We start from the raw sequence: 15,434 nt of genomic DNA on the forward strand, positions 1-15,434 counted from the left end.
TGGTCTGATATGTACGGGCTGTAGCGGAACATCATCACCGGATTCTGGTTCATCGGAGAAGGCCATGCCCACTCCCTATCATCCTCCAGGTATCGAGTCATTGTCCGAGATCGACATGGCGGATGTTACCTATCAAGACCAATCGGTAATCATTTGTGGGCTGGTTTCGCTCGAACCTCAAGCCGGATCAAACGGAACTAACGATTCTTACATGGTTCATAGCTTGTCATTCGCAGCTTGGCACCGCCCTGGTGAACCGATAGTTGAACGGGAACTCGATGTCTTTCGTGCCGTGCCTAAAGGAGAGGAGTTTTTTGACACGGATTGCTTCGAAGACTTTCCAGAACTCTCGATTCAGAAGTTCAGGGTTCTGCTTTCGGAGGACGAAACGCGTGCTGTTTTTGAGCAAGCATTTCTAATGGACGACAAAGATGACGAAGCCCTGATTGCTGTTCGGGAAGAACTCAAGAAGCCAGTTGTGGTATCAACTAAGCTGTTCGGCGACTTAGTCTTAAACCGGCAAGTCGAGTGGTTTGAAGGCACAGCAATCTGGAATGGCGAAAAAGTCCCCATTGCTTTTGACACCGACGAAGAGTTAGGCATTACGAAACAGCTACAAACAGCCGAGGAGTTGTTCCAAGACTCAGCGAAGTGGGGAGAACTTATTGCAGAATTCGCAGCTAAGGAGAATCTCTCAGTCGCCAACGATTGGCGACTACAAGGGGCTCCCAGAATTACCAAAAGCGAGTTCCTGCAACGAATTAAGCCTTCATTCATCATCATTCAGACTGATGGCGAGTTTAAGTTCTCCTGCGATGACGACGATATGTTTGGAGGTCATTCGATTGACATCAGTGGCTCGTTGCAGGAAGGTCTGACTCATTCCCGCATTTCGGGATGACCCTTTGAGCAATAGTCAAGTCTACTTCAGATTCATTGTTCGAAGCATTTGGAACTATCTTCCCGCGTCGTCAGAGCTGTACCCCACTTTTCCGCAATCTACGACACATATTAGCGCCGATTAGCGTTCCCTACTCTTTGCGCCTGCTTCCACCAACGCCGCATACTCCTCCGGCGTATTGCAATTCCTGAGGCTCCACAACTCGGGATCCACTTTCGCCATTTCGCAGGCGACACATGCCAGATTCAGTCATTGAGATCAGGAAAATCAATGATAAGCTGAAGTAGATCGTCTGGACCGCCGAACGCCAGCGTTCTATCCTGAAGAACGCCGCGAACGTGCAACTTTCAGAGCAACGTCCAGTCTTGCTCATAGTCTTCAGGCTCGAGCATTGATGGAGAATCCATACCAGTCACCGAATGTTGAACCAACGGAATCTTCGGTGACCAACCACCGTAGTTTCCGCTTGACTCGGTGTTCGACATCACCGGACGCCAGCATCACGGTTGGCTCTTTTCGCGACGCACTAGTTTTCAGCCTTGTCCAACAACTTCCTTTGTTGGTGCTGTCCGCGCTGCTCTTGGATGGCGGTTTGGTTTTCCAGCGTGTCGCTATCGCATCCATTGCGTATTGGGTTATGACGCTGCTAATCATGATCCGACGCGGCCGGAACATGTCGAGGTCGGATATCCTGCTCCTCAAATGGGGATTTCTGCCGCTGTTGCTTACGACATGTACACTTTGGTTGCTTGCATCGACAATGTTGCCGTGACCATGACTGCCTCGTCGGATGAGTCAAGCTCGGGTAACGCTGCGGATCCCCCTTGATGTTCCGCGATTGGTGAGGAGAACATGGGGTAGATGTCCCGCGCCGTGTAATCCTGAAGGATCTCGTTCGCCCTGGGGGGGCAGATTCCAGGGGAACGCTTATCTTCCCTAATAATTACTGGTTGGGGGAAAGGATTGCATGATGTAGCGGCGCATCACTTGCGCCGCAAATGACGGCGGCCGAAGAATGCGCCCGGCGATGTCGTAGCGGCATTTTCGAGGACCAAGTTCTTTGACGCACGCGATGCAAGTTTACTAGGTGAAGAGGTTCACCGCCTTTAGGGCAATTTCGTGGGGCGTATCTGCAAAGTACCACGCAGTACAATCTCGATCATCAGGCAGTTTCTTGTAACTGACGATTATGTGAAATGTGCAGGCGACCTTCATCGCCACAGTTGTCTGATTTATGGCCAGCCCTGAAGCGTCGTATGCTGTTTCGAGTTGATTGCTTGCCAGGTCAAGATCGGGCAGTCGCGCATATAGCATAACTAGGTCTTCTGTACCCAATGTCAGATGCCAACTATCTGTCTCGAACTCGATGCATTCCAGGCATTCGCCAGGAGCGGGATAGCCGACTACTTGTGAATTTATAAGCCTGGCTGAGAGCTGCACATCGGTAGTATCAGACTTGGGGAGAACCTGAAGAACACACGCTATCGATCTATCAATCGTCATCCCATTCGCGATTGAATGTGGCAAGTTTCCGCGATGCAGCGATATTCCTCCGTTCGACTCGGCCTCAACCAGCACGCCGCCAAGGGGCGTTTCTATTAACATATGCTTTCGCATTGGATGGCTGCTAAATTACAGATGGTTTTCGTGTTTCCGCGCAGGCAGAAGTCTTGAGGATTCAGTCCTGATGGGTCCGCGCGAGCTGAGACTCGTTTGACCCAACCTACGAACCTAATGGTTGCTGATTGGGGGATGGATTGAACCATCCGCCGAATTCAACTCAGCCCCTTCATCAGCATCACCAAGGGTGAAATAAGAGCGTAAACGGCGAGGAGGGTGAGGGCAAACGCAAGTCCGAAGGACCAGTTAGCCATCAGGTAGCGTTGGCGAGGACTGGCATAAATCGCAGCAAAACCTAACAGGAGTGCAGCGGTGGCCGGTAACAAAGGGCAAGCAGGGTGCAGCATCACACGAGTTATGAGCGGCAGTTCTACATCGAAGTCTCGGTACAGGGATGCCAGTACAGTACTTCCAAACCAAATGGCCACGGACAGCAAAGCCCAGACGATGCACGCCACAAGGGCACTTGTCTTGAACGTGAAAACCTCCGATTGTCCCGTCGAGGTGGGCGCTCGATACGGATTGGAGGAGTCCTCGTTCATGGTTGGTTGATTCACGAGTCGTTCAGTCGCCGGTATTCGAGTATTGCTCAAATGTACCCGGTCGTACTGCGACACACCATCGTTCCATTATACCGGTCACAACACATAGGCATGTCGCTAAGGTCCCAACACATGACCACCATTAGTGGCGATTAGCGCAGATTAGCGTTCCCCAATCTTCCCACCCGCTTCCACCAACGCCGCGTACTCCTCCGGCGTATTGCAATTCCGCAAACTCCACAGCTCAGGATCGACTTCCGCCAGCTCCTCGCGCGAAACGTACCGCGCGTTGAGTTCTGCCACCCAGTCGATCACACGGCGTTCGCCGCGGGCTAATCGCTCGTCGGCCAACTTCGCTACGCTTGGACGATAGACGGCCGTAAGTGGATAAAGCTGGCCATCGAGCCGGGGCACCACCGCGTCTTGTTCTCCGAGCATGCTTGCCAGGAATGTCGGCAGCTCCGGCGCCACCAGCGGTGCGTCGCAGGTGGTGACGAACACGGCGTCGGCCGCGCTCGTCGTGGAGAGGCCGGTGGCTAGTCCTTCCAGCGGGCCGCAGTCGCTCGTGCGATCGAAGACAATGTTTACTTCGGCGGGCAGCTCTGGCAGTGTTTGCCCCTGCGCGGCGACGCAGAGCATTCGTGCGGGCGGTATCGTCGCGCTCAACCGCTGCACTACACCGGTGAGCATCGGCTGGCCGGCGAACTCGAGCGTCGCCTTGTCGCGGCCCATCCGCCGGCTGCCGCCCCCGCAGAGGATGATCGCCCACGGGTTCATCGGTGGTCCTCCTTTGCGGGGCCGCGGCCGATGCGGGAGAAGAAGGCGAACAATAGCGCCGACCGGATGGCCCATAATCCGCAGACGATGGCGGTGATCACACCGAGCGCGGCGAGCGGGATGCCCAAGGCGTGAATTGCTACATGCATCCAACTCTCTTGCGCCCCCATGGCGAACCAGAGCAAGCCGGCGGCCACCAGAAAGGCCACCACACCCGTGAGCGCTAGCACAGCGAAGCCAATGGCCTCGTGCTTGAGATCGCGCAGCCTGGGTCCCAGCTCGCGCGGCGGCGACTTGGCGTCGCCCGTCGACACGGTCTGGGGCGACGCGAACGGGTTTGGGGACTCACGATCGGTGGGCATGTGCTTTATAGTAAACGATCGCACCGGCGAGGCGTAGCTCGCCGGCTAATGTTCCGCGCACATTCGATCGTAACCTGCCGTTGACACTCACGCTTCGCCCACGATTGCTCGACCGATTGCCGGTGTCGCTCGCCGGGGTGACGCCCGCTGCGCTGGCGGGTAAATCGCTCAGGCAGATCGAGCAGACTCCCGTCTGGCAGGGCAATCGGCAACTGCCGCTGGCCGAGTTGTATGAAGTGTCCGGCTCGGCCGCTGATCTCCACTGGCGGCTCGAAGGCGACTTCTCGCGTGTGCACAATATTGCCAGCGCGATGAATGAGGGCGCGGTGCACGTCGCCGGCGACGTCGGTCGCCACGCTGGGCAGCAGATGCGGGGAGGCAAACTGACGGTGGAAGGCTCGGCCGGCGACTGGCTGGGCGCGGCCATGCGGGGTGGCAGCATCGACCTGCAGGGCGACACCGGCAACCACGTGGGCGGCGCGCTGGTGGCCGCCAAGGTGGGCATGCGGGGTGGGCGAATCCTGGTGCGCGGCAGCGTCGGCACCCACGCGGCCGAGCGAATGCGGCGCGGCTGGATTACCGTGCTCTCGGACTGCGGCGAGTGGGCCGGCCACCAGATGCGGGCGGGCACGCTGATGGTATTCGGCAGTTGCGGCCCAAGGCCCGGCGCGTCGATGCGCCGCGGCACGCTCGCACTTTTGGGCGGCGCGCCGGAGCTTTTGCCCACGTTCCGCTACGCGTGCGATTACGCGCCTCAGGCACTCGCGCTAATGCTATGCGACTTGGCAGAGCAGGGGATCGATGCGGCGCAGAATGTCTCCTGCAACGTCGCGATTTACAACGGCGACTTACTCGAAGGCGGCCGCGGCGAAGTGTTGGTCGCGCGGGGCTAAGCGGTCATTGGGGGCTCGCCCCATTCGCGTGGTCATCGGGATGCGTATCATACCGCGGCCAGAGGGACTACGCGGTGGCGAGGGCGAGGCGCCCGCGAGAGAGTACAAATGGTTGTCGCCGGCTGGCGAGCGGTGCTAGCCAGCCGGCGATAACACATCGTGGCCAAGTGGTAAGCCGATGAAGCATTACCCCGAAATTCGACGGCGTCGTCAGTTATCAACCAAGTTTCAACGAATTCATGCCCGCCGGCGCTCGGTTGTTCCGATTGGCGAACTGGTACCATGCCGTCGTGCAGAGCGATACGGCCCCTACGCCACGCGGTCGCTTTGCGACGGGGCGAAACAGGTGGCGGCCTCCACACCCGCAAATTGCCGATGGCCCCGGCGGCGGGTGCGGAGATGGAACTCCCGGGCGCGGCATGCCACACATGGCAGGTATACCCGCACACCGCAGGTGGGGCAGCGCGTCGCCCGCTGTGAGGGGGCGTGCTCGTCGCTGTCGCGGCTGAATAAACCACGCCGACCACTGGCGATGGCGTACACGCTGCTGTGGCTGACGCCTACCCGCTGGGCGATCTGACGGCGGGTCAACTCGTTCCGCTCAAGCAATTCAACGATCTGTTGGACTTCCGACTGGCTAAGCATGACCTTCGTGGGGGTTAGGGCAGGGGGGAACCAGGGCGACGCAGAGGGGAAATCAGGCGTCCGCTTCGTCGACGATGTCGAACCAAAAATCCCCCTCCTCTGGTAGGGGTTCGTCCTCCCCTTCAGGCAGGAAGACCTCCCAGATTTCGTCCCCTGGTTCGCCCTGGCTGATAGTGTTCTTGTGTTCAGTATCCATGGCATGAAGGTAGCACGAATGGTGTACAAAAACTACGCGCGACCGGAAAAATTTGTGTACTTTTTGTGTCCCCCGATCCGAGGGGGAAAGGTGCCCGATCGCACGTTCTAACCCGCACACCCGGTAGTGGCTGGGCGAGATTGCAGAGCCCGGTCGGTGAGGGGCGATAAATCTCTATGCAGGCATGGATTGCCCCACGCGCACCACGGAGGAGTGCTCGACCCCGCTCGCACCTCCCGGATTCCTTTCATGCCTTTCGACGTTGTAATGCCTGTACTCGGCACCTGCTTTGTTACCGCCTGGGTCTTCATTGGCGGAATGATGGTCCGCGACTCGCTGGACCGGGCGCGCGAAATACGCTTCGACTCGCCCAGCGATCCGCAGCAGGTACACTTCCGCTAGTCGCGGCTTGAACGCTGCCCATATGGTTCTGTCGCCTGTCGCTGGGCCAAGCTGCCACACGTGGATTTCCACCGTGTTTGGCCGGAATGAGACCCAATCTACGGATTGTTAAGAAAACGTTATCGAGTTAGGTTAAGGCGTGGCGAATGGGTGGCACCCAATTACTTCAGCAGGGCGACGTCTGCCCAGCGAGGGCGAGACACGAAACGGATGTTGGCTAAAGGACTGGAAACGGGCGACTGGGTCGTCTATCGAAAGCAGAAGCACAGCACCTCACCCGGTCCGCGGGCGAAGGACGTGGCTGCTGCTCCTTCCGGCGAGACCTACGCCTACGTGGTCGACAAGTACTGGGTGGTGAAACAACGCCTGGACGACAACAGCGTGCTGCTGATCACGCGCACGGGCAAAGAGCACACGGTATCGCTTGCCGATCCGAATCTTCGCGCGGCCCGATGGTGGGAGCGTTGGTTGTACGGCGAACGCTTCCGCGAGACCGAGAAACTGTTGGAAGCCCCCGTGGGCTAAACCGTATTCAGCATTGGCGTACGAGTTCCGCTTCGGGCGACGCCGCGGATCTACGAGTCCTCAGGCTTTTCTTTTTGCCCATTGAGCTCAAGCTCGGTGCCTGCTTCTAGCATCACCACTATTGTCGGTGGTCTCACCGTCAGCTTGATCGTCGGCCGCGCAGCTGGCAGTTGTCGAACTTCTGTGGATTTCCCTCGTGTTGACTCGAGTTCTGCCCCACGATGGCTGGTTCGGGGTTCGCGGTGGCTGCTTGGCATCAACTTTGCACCATTTTAGGACTTCTATCGTACCGCATACAGTTTTTACATCAGATGTTATGGCGGCAGGCGAAGCGGCGCTCCGGGCACAATGGTATTGGAAGGGAGAATCTCTAATGGCAAAGCAGAATGGTCAAGGCAGTTATCGAGGAACTGGTGGCGAGTTGCATCAAACGAACACCGATTCGCAGGCTCATCTGACGACAAATCAAGGAGTGTCCGTTTCCGACGATCAGAACACGCTGACCGTCGGTCCGAGTGGACCCCAATTGCTTGAAGATCATGTGATGCGTGAGAAGATCACGCACTTCGATCACGAACGCATTCCCGAGCGGGTGGTACACGCCCGCGGCTACGGAGCGCATGGCTACTTCGAGCCGTACAAATCGCACGCCAAGCTTACCAAAGCGGCTTTTCTGCAGGACCCCAAAGAGCGGACGCCAGTGTTTGTGCGTTTCTCCACGGTTGCCGGCAGCGCGGGCTCGCCCGATACCGCCCGCGATGTGCGTGGCTTCGCCGTGAAGTTCTACACCAGCGAAGGCAACTACGACCTGGTGGGCAACAACATTCCGGTGTTCTTCATTCAGGACGCCATCAAGTTCCCCGACCTGATTCACAGCGTGAAGCCCGCACCCGACCGCGACTTTCCCCAAGCGCAGTCGGCGCACGACACGTTCTGGGACTTCGTCGGCCTGACGCCCGAGAGCATGCACATGCTGATGTGGGTGATGAGCGATCGGGCGATTCCGCGTTCGTTCCGCATGATGGAAGGGTTCGGCATCCACACGTTCCGCATGATCAACAAGCAGGGCGACTCGACCTTCGTGAAGTTCCACTGGCGGCCGAAGCTCGGTACCTACTCGCTGATGTGGGACGAAGCGGTGAAGATCGCTGGCGCCGATCCTGACTTCCATCGCCGCGATCTGTGGAACGCCATTGAGTCGGGCGACTATCCCGAATGGGAATTGAGCGTGCAGGCGTTCACCGCTGAGCAGGCTGAAGAGTTCGGCTACGATGTGCTCGATCCCACGAAGCTCGTGCCCGAAGAGGAAGTGCCTCTGACGCCGCTGGGACGCATGGTGCTCGATCGCAACGTAGAGAACTTCTTCGCCGAGACCGAGCAAGTGGCGTTCTGCCCATCGCACGTGGTGCCCGGCATCGATTTCTCCAACGATCCTTTGCTGCAGGGGCGACTGTTCAGTTACCTCGATACGCAGCTTTCGCGGCTTGGATCGCCCAACTTTCATCAGATCCCGATCAACGCGCCCAAGAACAGTGCGCAGAACTTTCAGCGGGATGGCCACATGCAGATGGGCGTGCCAGCAGGGCGAGTGGCCAACGAACCCAACTCGTTGGATGATGGTTCACCCCGTGAGAATCCCAAGGAGGGTTTCGCCAGTTATCAGGCCGAAGAAGCTGGTAGCAAGCAACGCATCCGTCCCGAGAGCTTCGCCGATCACTACACCCAGGCGCGGCTGTTCTATCACTCGATGACCACGCCCGAACAGAAGCACATTGTCGGCGGGCTGGCGTTCGAACTGGGCAAGTGCAAAGAAACCAAGGTCCACACCCGCATGTTGGGGCACTTGCGCCACATCGATAAGGACCTGTCCATCGAGGTGGCCGAGGCGCTCGGAATGAAAGGGCAGGCCGACAAGATTAAGCCGGCGGTGGAACCTTTCGACATGAAGCCGAGTCCGGCCCTGTCGCAGTATGCCAAGGCGCCCGACTCGATTGCCGGCAAAAAGATTGGCCTGCTTACCACCCATGGCGTGGAGTCGAAGCTTTACAACGCCCTGCTGAAAGCGGCCAAGGAAGAGTCGGCCCAAGTAGAAGTGATCGCGCCGACGATTGGCCCCATGGAAACCAGCAGTGGCAAGGAGATTGAGCCCGACCACTTCCTCTCGGGCGCGCCTTCGGCGTTGTTCGACGCGGTGGTGATTGCCCCGGCGGATGAATCGTTGGCCGCGATGCCTGATGCGGTGAACTGGCTACGCGATGCGTACGCCCACCTGAAGGTGATTGGTTACAACGGCAATACCGAGCAACTGTTCCGCAAGGCCGGCATCGAGCAGGGGGCCGACGAGGGCGTTTTGGACGTCGCCGGCGGGCAGTTCGATGCGCTGGTCGCCGCGGCGAAGAAGCATCGCGTATGGGGCCGCGAGCCTTGAGGCGAGCGGCCGCCAGGGTGACCACCGATGTCGCGCGTTAGGGCTTTAGAGTTCTTCGAACCGAGCGAGCAGTTCCGGGTCGGTTTGCATGTTCCGCAGATCGGTCGGCGTGACCTGCTGCTTGTACAGCCGCGCCTTTTCGTCGTTGCCCAATTCGGCATACGCCACGGCTAGGGCCACATAGGCGAAGGTTCGCGTGGTGTGTTGCGCGCTGGGCACGTCGGCTAGCTCCAGCAATGGATCGAGCGCCTTTTCGTAGTCTTCGGCGCGCATGTAGTATCGCGCCAGGCCCTGCTTTGCCTGATTGATTTCGAAGGGATCGGCCTCCTCGCCATGCAGCGTCCATACAGCCTGCCAGGCCGCCGGCGTGTCGACCATCTTGGCGTGGAACAACTGTTTCTGTGCTGTCTCGTATTTTGTCAGTGTTGGTTCGCTGCTGGCCAGCACGTAGGGCCGCCGCGCGGCGCCGGCCACCAGGGCGCCCACCACGGCGGCAATAGCTAGTATCGCGATCAATCGCCTGCTTTTGGGCTTGGGTATCTGCAGGGCGCGAGTGCCACGCATCAATTGTTCCAGTTCGCTGGTGGCTTCGATGGTACCACCGTAGGCCGTCAAGTCGCTCAGCGACCAATTCTCAGGGCCTTCTGCCCAACCATCGGCGGCTGCTTGCTTGGCCAGCATGCGCAGCTCGCGCATCAGCTCCATCGGGTTGGAGAAGCGATCCTCCGGCTTCTTGGCCATCATCCGCTCGACCAACTGCACCAGCGCTGCGGGGGTGTCCGGCGCCGCTTCGGCCAGCGGCGTTGGCTGCTTGTTGATGTGCTGCACCGCCACGGCCAGTGGTGTCTCGCCCTGGAAAGGTGGTTCGCCCGTCAACATGTGATAAGCGGTAACGCCCAGCGAATAGATGTCGCTGCGGCTATCGACCGAGCCCCCTTCAATCTGCTCGGGGCTCATATACAGGGGAGTGCCCATGGTGACACCCGCTTGGGTGCGGTTGGTCTCGTCGGTCGTGGCGCGGGCCAGGCCAAAGTCGGCCACTTTCACCTCGCCCGAACGGGAGAGCATGATGTTCTCGGGCTTGACGTCGCGGTGAACGATAGCTCGTTCGTGGGCCTTCGAAAGTGCAGCCGTCACTTGGCGAAGGATGTCGAGCACGCGCCCCGGTTCGACTCGGCCGTGGCGGTGCATCCACTCGGCCAGGTTTTGCCCGGCCACGTATTCCTGCGCGATGAAGTGCGAACCGTTCGACTGCCCGACTTCATACACCTGCACGATATTGGCATGCACTAGCGAGGCGGCTGAGCGGGCTTCGTGTTTGAATCGTTCGACGTAGGCGGGCTGCGACGCCAAGTCGACTGACAGCACCTTGAGCGCCACCTGCCTGGCCAGCGACTGCTGTTCGGCCAGATAGACCTCGGCCATAGCCCCTCGCCCAAGGCGGCGGAGTACCTGATAGTCGTTCAGCAGCTTGCCTGTAAGATCGGACAAGGGCGGCAGAGGGATGAAAAACGAGTGGGAGAGAATTGGTTTTGCGCAGGCAACCTGCAAGCACACAAGTCGAACTACTTAAATGCAGACGTCGCCAGCCTTTCTATTCTATCCAAATCGGGGTGTTCTTGGCAGAACCGGTGGCCCGCGGACTGAGGAAATCGGCTTAATTGCGGACAACTTGGCAATTTCCAAAACTACCTCGATTGCCAGCGGGTAGGAGAGCGGGGGACACGCCGTTTGGGCTTACCCCCGTGGTGGCACTTGGGCCAGCGCCGTGCAGGGGATGGCGCTGGCACAGGTGGCCACCTGCGACCGACACCCACTTGCACTGCACCTTGGTCCGCCCGCCCCCGCGAAAGAAGCAGTTTTCGATCATGCATTGACAGCTGGCAGAGCTTTCCCCGTTTTCCGCGATACTCCGGGAACTCGAGAGGAAGTGCTGACGTCCAAGCTGTTTGGGGAACTTGGCGGATCGGAATATTCTGGCCAGAAATCGCCGATTCGGATAGCGTCGGCGCCAATAAGCAGGGATAATCTTCGAAAGCTCTCACGAGGTGCACCGGAACCCCTTTCGCCCTCGACCCCCCCCCCTCCAGTTTACCCTATTACAACGCCAGGCAAGTCGTTCGACACCTAACTCAGGGAGGCATTTTATGTCACGGATCACTCAATTGTTTTTTGCCGGCTTCGCTATGCTGGCCATCGTCGTTTGGGCCGCGATGCCCGCGAACGCCGAGGAGGTCACGCTGGAGGTCGAGGCCGACAGCCCCGCCGCCGCCGAGGCTCCTTGTACCGAGGCCAAGTGCCCCGCTTGCGAAGACGGCACCTGCACCGGTGAAGACTGCCCGCTGAAGGCCACTACCGTGGCGGCCAGTTCCGATAAGCCCGTGATCTCGGCCGCCGAGAGCGAAGCGGAACTCGGCACCCCGACTCACCGTCAGGTGAAGATCATCAAGGCCAATCAAGAAGGTCTGTCGAACACCAAGCTCAATTGCTTTTGCATGACGCTCGATGGTCGCATCCTGGCCGGCTGCGGCAGCAGCAAGGACAATGGCGAGATTCGCGTCTTCAATTCCGATGGCGACTACGTCGAAACCTGGTCGACACCCGTGAAGGTCGAAGCCATTAATGTCCGCGCCAACGACGGTCACGTGTTCGTGGCGGGCGATGGCCGGTTGGTGCAACTGGACGACACTGGCAGCCTGATTGCCGACAAGCCCTCGCCTCATGCTTCGGTCAGCAAGGAGCAAGCCGCCAAGATGCGCCAGGCGGTGATCGACCAACTTACTTCGCGCGTGAAGCTGTATCAGCAGCAGGCGAAGATCTACGACCAGCAGATCGAATTGATCGGCGCCCAGGTCGAAAAGCTGCAAACCAAGCTCGACGAACTGCCCGCCGCCGAAGAGGGCACCGACGAAGCGGCCGAAGGCGAAGAAGCGGATTCCGAATCTGCCGTCGCCTCGCGGACGCGAGCGATGTTTGAGAAGCAACTCACCCAGCTCGAGCGAAGCAAGGGCAGCCTCGAGCGGACCAAGGAGCTGTGGAACAAGCGCATCGAACAACTGGGCGACGCCGAACCTTCCGAAGAAGACATCCAGAGGCAGATTGAATCGCAAGTTTCCCGCAAGCTGGCCGTGGCATCGATCAGCGCCGTGGACGACCAGGTGTACATCGCCTGCTCGGCCGCCGTTGGTTATGGCTACAGCGTATGGGCGATTAGCGATGACTTCGCCAGTGGTGAAGAAATCATCGGCGACCTGCGTGGCTGCTGTGGCCAGATGGACGTGCAGGTGAACGACCATGGTATCTACGTGGCCGAGAACTCGCGCGACCGCGTGGTGTGCTTCGACCACAAGGGCGAGGAGGTCACGCACTGGGGTCACTCGGCTCGTGAGGGTATTCGCGGGTTCGGCAGTTGCTGCAACCCGATGAATGTCGCCTTCGGTCCTGAGCACACTGTTTACACTGCCGAAAGTGGCACGGGACGCATCAAGCAGTACACTTCCGATGGTCAGTTGCTGCAGGTGGTCGGATCGGCCGACCTGGTGCCTGGCTGCAAGAAGGTGTCGATTGGCGTCAGCAGCGATGGTAATCGCGTGTTCATGCTCGATATCACTCGCGACCACATCGTGATGATGGATCGTATCCCAGCCGAGGAACGTAAGCAGATGGTTGCCAAGGCGCAGGCCGACGACAACGCTGCCAATTCGGACGACACCGACGAGGCCGCAGGCGAGAAGCCCGTGGCCGACAAAGTCACCCAACTCAAGGCCAGCCAGCCGATTCGGGTGCGTGCCGCGGCGATCCGTGCCATTCAGGTCCAACCTGCCATCAAGGCAGTGCCGGCCCAATAGTCCGCTCGCTGTCACCGACCGTTCTCGGTTAACGAAACTTAACGAGGGAAATATGCCCATGCGTTTTGCCTGTTTGGCGATCCTGGCGTTGGTACCACTTTGCGTGGCCCCGCCAGCGACGGCCGATGAGCCCGCGCCACTGAATATGGTGGTGATGGATCCGCTCGCCGCGCCGCTGTCGTGCCCCTGCGTGGAGGGCTACGCCCAACGCAAGTACGAAGAACTGGCCAAGTACCTGACCAAGAAGTTGGGGCGTGAAGTCAAGGTGGCCTTCGGCGAGTCAGTCGCCCGGGGTATGGAAAAGGGCGAATTTGACGAAGTGCATATCGTCATCGGCAAGGACTCCGTGGTCCGCGCCGACGCCGCCAAGCTGAAGGTGAAAGCCGTGCCGGTGGCACAGCTTACCGGCAAGGATGGCTCGACCACACAGACCGGCCTGGTGGTTGTTCGCAGTAGCGATTCGGCCAAGAAGGTGAGCGACCTGAGTGGTTACCGCATTCTGTACGGCCCGCAGGAGTGCGACGAGAAGTTCGCCGCGCCGCGCGACTTGCTCGCAGCGGCCGGCATCGACGTGGTAGCGGCCGAGCAGGCCGAAACCAGCGCTGCCTGCAGCGACGGTGCGTGCAAGATCATCGAGTGGGGCGATTCGCAAAACGCCGCGGCGGTGATCTCCAGCTACGCCGCGCCGCTGCTCGAAGGTTGCGGCACCATCAATAAGGGCGACCTCCGCGTGGTGGGCGAAACCAAACCTGTGCCGTTCGTGACCGCATTCGTCAATGGCAGCCTGGCCGACGACGAGCAGCAGGAGGTTCGCGAGACACTGCTCGACGTGATGTACGAACCCGAGTTGCTGTTGTCGCTGGAAACTCTGAAGGGCTTTGTGCCGCTGACCAAAGAGTACAAAGACAAGTACAAGAAATCCAAGGACGCACCCCCTGCTGGCGAGAAGCTGGGGGTGCTTCCCGTTTCCGGACTTGAGGATCGGGGGCCTCCCGATGGGGGGCCGCCTGGCGCAGGGCCGCAGGTGGTCGCCGCCAACTCTTCGCCCGAACAGGAAGCAACCCTTGGGTGGACTGGTTGGCGGGGCCCGCACCGCGACGGCCGTGTGCGAGCTCTGCCAACCCGCCTCCCCGAGAAGCTCCCGCAGGTCTGGCAAGTTCCTCTGGCCCACTCGGGCCTCGGCGGCATCGCTGCCACGGATAAGTACGTCGTAATCGGCGACCGCAATCTGCCCAACACGGGCGACGAGTTCCGCTGTTACGATGCTGCTACCGGCAATCTGCTTTGGATAGTGGACTATCCGGCCGAGGGCGCGCTGGACTACGACAACACTCCACGGGCCACGCCATTGATTGTGGCCGGCGAAGACGAACTGCTGGGGCCGCGGGTCATTCTGCAAGGTGCGTTTGGACACCTGAGCTGTGTCGATCTGGCGACCGGCATCATTTACTGGCAGAAAAACATTCGCGACGAGTTCGGTGCCGACAGCGAACTCGTGTGGGGCACTTGTTCGTCGCCGCTGGTCGTGGATGGCAAGCTGATCGTGACCCCGGGCGCGCCCGAGGCCTCGATAGCGGCGCTCGACCTGATGACGGGTCTGGCGCTATGGCAAACGCCTGGCGAGACTTCCGGTTACGGTTCGTTGATTGTCGCCACGTTGGGCGGCAAGCGGCAGATTGTGGGGCACGATCGGGTGTCACTCGGTGGTTGGGACGTGGAGACCGGCGAGCGACTGTGGACGCTCAAGCCCCCTCGCAGTGGCGACTTCAACGTGCCGACCCCCATCGAAGTGGATGGCAAGCTGCTGGTCACCACCGAAGGCAATGGCACCCGGCTTTATGCGTTCGACGCCGATGGTAAGATCATCCCCGAGCCGACCGCCCTGCAAATGCAATTGGCGCCCGACATGAGCACTCCCGTGGTGGTGGGCTCGCGATTGTACTGTGTTTGCCAGCAACTTTACTGCCTGGACCTGGCCGGCAGCCTGGCCGAGCTGTGCGAACTGCAGGACCCCGCCCTGGGCGACTACGCCCCCATTATCGCCGACGACAAGCATCTGCTGATTCTAGGTCATGGCGGCGAGCTACTGCTGATCGACATCTCAGGCGAAAGTCTGACGATCACCAGCCGCACATTCTTGTTCGACGACCCCGAAACCCGCGAAGCGGAACTCTACAGCCACCCGGCGATCGTCGGCAACCGGCTGTACGTACGCGGTGAAACTTCGCTGGCGTGCTTCGAGCTGCAGTGAGGTAGTCGTGTCGGGTGACGAACCTGCGACCGATCGAGGAGACG

The 15,434-nt window shown here is 59.7% G+C and carries 14 protein-coding genes; 7 read left to right on the forward strand and 7 right to left on the reverse strand.

The features are described from left to right. Positions 1-64 precede the first annotated feature (64 nt). On the forward strand, positions 65-901 hold the full coding sequence (locus tag NG895_RS22530) for a DUF2262 domain-containing protein (RefSeq protein ID WP_252854797.1): 837 nt from the start codon (positions 65-67) through the stop codon (positions 899-901). A 1,083-nt stretch (positions 902-1,984) separates the two neighbouring features. On the opposite strand, the gene NG895_RS22535 is transcribed toward NG895_RS22530, so the two are convergent. The 4 genes from NG895_RS22535 to NG895_RS22550 form a co-directional block, all read right to left on the reverse strand. Next, a complete protein-coding gene (locus tag NG895_RS22535; RefSeq protein WP_252854798.1) occupies positions 1,985-2,518 on the reverse strand; it encodes a hypothetical protein in 534 nt (177 codons plus the stop codon). 158 nt (positions 2,519-2,676) lie between these two features. Further along, complete coding sequence (locus tag NG895_RS22540; protein ID WP_252854799.1) at positions 2,677-3,063, reverse strand: hypothetical protein; 387 nt, start codon at positions 3,061-3,063, stop codon at positions 2,677-2,679. A gap of 162 nt (positions 3,064-3,225) precedes the next feature. Beyond that, entirely contained in the window at positions 3,226-3,840 is a 615-nt protein-coding gene (gene mobA, locus NG895_RS22545) for a molybdenum cofactor guanylyltransferase (RefSeq protein ID WP_252854800.1), read from the reverse strand. Further along, positions 3,837-4,202 carry a hypothetical protein gene (locus tag NG895_RS22550; protein ID WP_252854801.1) on the reverse strand — a complete coding sequence of 122 codons (366 nt, stop codon included), beginning with the start codon at positions 4,200-4,202 and terminating at the stop codon, positions 3,837-3,839. The genes mobA and NG895_RS22550 overlap by 4 nt, the downstream gene beginning before the upstream one ends. A gap of 80 nt (positions 4,203-4,282) precedes the next feature. Between NG895_RS22550 and NG895_RS22555 the strand changes: the two genes are divergently transcribed. Further along, on the forward strand, positions 4,283-5,095 hold the full coding sequence (locus NG895_RS22555; protein ID WP_252854802.1) for a formylmethanofuran dehydrogenase subunit C: 813 nt from the start codon (positions 4,283-4,285) through the stop codon (positions 5,093-5,095). Between the two features lie 309 nt (positions 5,096-5,404). On the opposite strand, the gene NG895_RS22560 is transcribed toward NG895_RS22555, so the two are convergent. Together NG895_RS22560 and NG895_RS22565 are read right to left on the reverse strand one after the other, a co-directional pair. Beyond that, entirely contained in the window at positions 5,405-5,740 is a 336-nt protein-coding gene (locus NG895_RS22560) for a helix-turn-helix domain-containing protein (protein WP_252854803.1), read from the reverse strand. 52 nt (positions 5,741-5,792) lie between these two features. Further along, positions 5,793-5,936, reverse strand: a complete 144-nt coding sequence (locus NG895_RS22565) for a hypothetical protein (protein WP_252854804.1) — start codon at positions 5,934-5,936, stop codon at positions 5,793-5,795. A 249-nt stretch (positions 5,937-6,185) separates the two neighbouring features. Between NG895_RS22565 and NG895_RS22570 the strand changes: the two genes are divergently transcribed. The 3 genes from NG895_RS22570 to NG895_RS22580 all read left to right on the forward strand — a co-directional run bounded on the left by NG895_RS22570 (position 6,186) and on the right by NG895_RS22580 (position 9,291). After that, positions 6,186-6,338, forward strand: coding sequence for a hypothetical protein (locus tag NG895_RS22570; RefSeq protein ID WP_252854805.1), 153 nt, complete (start codon positions 6,186-6,188; stop codon positions 6,336-6,338). Between the two features lie 210 nt (positions 6,339-6,548). Further along, on the forward strand, positions 6,549-6,863 hold the full coding sequence (locus NG895_RS22575; RefSeq protein ID WP_252854806.1) for a hypothetical protein: 315 nt from the start codon (positions 6,549-6,551) through the stop codon (positions 6,861-6,863). 373 nt (positions 6,864-7,236) lie between these two features. After that, on the forward strand, positions 7,237-9,291 hold the full coding sequence (locus NG895_RS22580; protein ID WP_252854807.1) for a catalase: 2,055 nt from the start codon (positions 7,237-7,239) through the stop codon (positions 9,289-9,291). A gap of 45 nt (positions 9,292-9,336) precedes the next feature. On the opposite strand, the gene NG895_RS22585 is transcribed toward NG895_RS22580, so the two are convergent. Beyond that, positions 9,337-10,782: a protein kinase domain-containing protein gene (locus NG895_RS22585; RefSeq protein ID WP_252854808.1), complete on the reverse strand. Its 1,446-nt coding sequence runs from the start codon at positions 10,780-10,782 to the stop codon at positions 9,337-9,339. A gap of 656 nt (positions 10,783-11,438) precedes the next feature. Here NG895_RS22585 and NG895_RS22590 point away from each other — a divergent pair. Both NG895_RS22590 and NG895_RS22595 read left to right on the forward strand, forming a co-directional pair. Further along, a complete protein-coding gene (locus tag NG895_RS22590) occupies positions 11,439-13,139 on the forward strand; it encodes a hypothetical protein (RefSeq protein ID WP_252854809.1) in 1,701 nt (566 codons plus the stop codon). 58 nt (positions 13,140-13,197) lie between these two features. Further along, positions 13,198-15,390: a PhnD/SsuA/transferrin family substrate-binding protein gene (locus NG895_RS22595; RefSeq protein WP_252854810.1), complete on the forward strand. Its 2,193-nt coding sequence runs from the start codon at positions 13,198-13,200 to the stop codon at positions 15,388-15,390. Positions 15,391-15,434 lie beyond the last annotated feature (44 nt).

Source organism: Aeoliella straminimaris (assembly GCF_024054565.1).
GTDB lineage: Bacteria > Planctomycetota > Planctomycetia > Pirellulales > Lacipirellulaceae > Aeoliella > Aeoliella straminimaris.

Coding starts and splice junctions, on each gene's coding strand:
- NG895_RS22565 (WP_252854804.1), bottom strand. CDS start 5,936: ATGGATACTGAACACAAGAACACTATCAGCCAGGGCGAACCAGGGGAC.
- NG895_RS22570 (WP_252854805.1), top strand. CDS start 6,186: ATGCCTTTCGACGTTGTAATGCCTGTACTCGGCACCTGCTTTGTTACC.
- NG895_RS22550 (WP_252854801.1), bottom strand. CDS start 4,202: ATGCCCACCGATCGTGAGTCCCCAAACCCGTTCGCGTCGCCCCAGACC.
- mobA (WP_252854800.1), bottom strand. CDS start 3,840: ATGAACCCGTGGGCGATCATCCTCTGCGGGGGCGGCAGCCGGCGGATG.
- NG895_RS22590 (WP_252854809.1), top strand. CDS start 11,439: ATGTCACGGATCACTCAATTGTTTTTTGCCGGCTTCGCTATGCTGGCC.
- NG895_RS22575 (WP_252854806.1), top strand. CDS start 6,549: ATGTTGGCTAAAGGACTGGAAACGGGCGACTGGGTCGTCTATCGAAAG.
- NG895_RS22595 (WP_252854810.1), top strand. CDS start 13,198: ATGCGTTTTGCCTGTTTGGCGATCCTGGCGTTGGTACCACTTTGCGTG.
- NG895_RS22580 (WP_252854807.1), top strand. CDS start 7,237: ATGGCAAAGCAGAATGGTCAAGGCAGTTATCGAGGAACTGGTGGCGAG.
- NG895_RS22535 (WP_252854798.1), bottom strand. CDS start 2,518: ATGCGAAAGCATATGTTAATAGAAACGCCCCTTGGCGGCGTGCTGGTT.
- NG895_RS22560 (WP_252854803.1), bottom strand. CDS start 5,740: ATGCTTAGCCAGTCGGAAGTCCAACAGATCGTTGAATTGCTTGAGCGG.
- NG895_RS22530 (WP_252854797.1), top strand. CDS start 65: ATGCCCACTCCCTATCATCCTCCAGGTATCGAGTCATTGTCCGAGATC.
- NG895_RS22540 (WP_252854799.1), bottom strand. CDS start 3,063: ATGAACGAGGACTCCTCCAATCCGTATCGAGCGCCCACCTCGACGGGA.